The organism is Vibrio sp. V10_P2A27P122, assembly GCF_963874335.1.
GTDB lineage: Bacteria > Pseudomonadota > Gammaproteobacteria > Enterobacterales > Vibrionaceae > Vibrio > Vibrio anguillarum.
Map to the genome: position 1 here is coordinate 1 of NZ_CAWNHY010000226.1, position 2,088 is coordinate 2,088.

At 39.6% G+C, this 2,088-nt stretch carries 1 protein-coding gene and 1 pseudogene; both read left to right on the forward strand.

The features are described from left to right. Positions 1–493 (forward strand): annotated as a pseudogene (locus AACQ17_RS09550) (response regulator transcription factor); the annotation flags it as partial. Between the two features lie 92 nt (positions 494–585). After that, the gene (gene tyrS / locus AACQ17_RS09555; RefSeq protein ID WP_094167795.1) at positions 586–1,836 is read left to right on the forward strand and encodes a tyrosine--tRNA ligase; all 1,251 of its coding nucleotides are present in this window, start codon (positions 586–588) and stop codon (positions 1,834–1,836) included. The last annotated feature ends 252 nt before the right edge of the window (positions 1,837–2,088 follow it).

Here is a 2,088-nt window from a genome sequence, read left to right on the forward strand (position 1 = left end):
ATCAAACATACTGTAATCAGTTTTATCTACAAACTGGCTGGAAAGATGAGTTAAGTATTCTTATTAAAGTTGAAGCAACTCGCTGGGTCCTTATCTATTTAGGCTGCACCCATGAAGACAATTTATTTTCGCCATTAAATGTAAAACGTTAAAATCATACTTCTCAGTCATTCAATCGCTATGTCAACAACACTGGAAGCAAACTGAATTCCTTCTTGCGGAACCTGTCTTTTCTCCGGAATCCTACTCAGTAAAAAAACGAAAGTTCATAGAAGATGGCCTGCACTCTTTTGGCAAAGATTTACTTTCAACTAGAGAGAAACAAATAGCCCGTTTAATATTGCAAGGACTTGATACCAAAGAAATAGCAAAACAGTTGGACATTACAGAAGGAACGGTAAAAAATCACAGAAAGCGTATCTATGCTCAACTGAGGGTATCGTCACTCAGTGAACTGTTTCAAATCTTCCTCAACCATATTATTACCCACTAAATGAACTCATTATCCCTTTAAGGATATATCTCGCATAAGGTTCTATTCGTAATCTGTACATCACATTATTCATTACAGAGAAGACGTGATAGATGACATTCATTCAGGAACTACAAACGCGCGGATTAATTGCTCAAACCAGTGATTTAGACCAAATACAGCAACAACTGAACCAGCCACAAACAGTTTACTGCGGTTTCGATCCTACCGCTGGTAGCCTTCATATTGGGCACTTAGTTCCTCTAATTATGCTCAAGCGTTTTCAAGATGCCGGACATCAAGCATTAGCGCTTATTGGTGGCGCAACGGGTATGATTGGCGACCCAAGTTTCAAAGCTGTAGAGCGCAGTTTGAATACTGAAGAAACGGTAGCCAGTTGGGTCAAAGATCTCACTACTCAAATCGAGCAGTTGCTAGCTCCTCATTTAAGCAAGCCCATGACTATCGTCAACAACGCAGAATGGATGAGAGATATTAATGTCATCGATTTTTTCCGTGATGTCGGTAAGCATTTTTCAGTCAACAATATGATCAGCCGTGAGTCGGTAAAACAACGATTGCAAAGGCCTGAACAGGGCATTTCATTTACAGAATTTAGTTATAGTTTACTCCAGTCCTATGATTTTTCGGTGCTTAATCGAAACCATGGTTGTTGCTTACAAATTGGTGGTAATGACCAATGGGGAAATATTGTCAGCGGTATTGATTTAACACGTCGTCAGAATGGAGAACAAGTGTTTGGTTTGACCCTACCTTTGATAACGAAATCTGACGGTACTAAATTTGGTAAAACAGAAGGAGGAGCCGTTTGGCTTGACCCTGAAAAAACATCACCGTATATGTTTTATCAGTTTTGGTTATCCACTGAGGATACCGATGTTTATAACCTTCTTCGATACTACACATTCTTAACCTGTGAAGAAATCGATCAGATAGAATGGCAGGATAAGTCAAGCAACGGTAAACCCGAGGCACAAAAGATTCTGGCGCAGAATATGACTCGTTTTGTTCATGGTGAATCAGGGCTACTCAGCGCAGAGCGTATTACACAAGCATTATTCGCAAATAGCCTTGAGAAGCTGAGTTATAGTGAACTCAAACAATTAGAGCTAGATGGTATTCCAAGCATCGAAAGCACTCAGCAAGACATTGTAGAATTGTTGGTCGAATCAGGGTTAGCGAAATCAAAACGCATCGCCAGAGAGCTAATTGAAGACAATGCGATTAGTGTAAATGGTGAAAAAATAACACCAGATAATTCACTGCTAGGTTTCCCATTGTTTGATCAATACTGGTTGATTAAGCGCGGTAAGAAGCATTTTGGCTTAGTCAAACGCAAATAAATGAGAAAGAAGTGAAAAAATAAAGGCAATGCGGTTCGGCTCTGTCGTATGAGAGTTGAACGCATTACTTTAAGTATTACAGTGTTTGACTTAGGTAAAATTAATTAGACGGATCTTGAAAAGGAATGGGGTATAAACAAGTCAACACGAACCTTGTTGATTTGAGGGCACAAAATGAATTGTAGAAGGCAATTTAGTAAGCCATGGGTGTGTCGCCATGCACATCCTTAGCGATGGTCTATCCAACATATG

Excerpts from the sequence above, each read along its gene's own strand:
- tyrS (WP_094167795.1), top strand. The coding sequence starts at position 586 with ATGACATTCATTCAGGAACTACAAACGCGCGGATTAATTGCTCAAACC.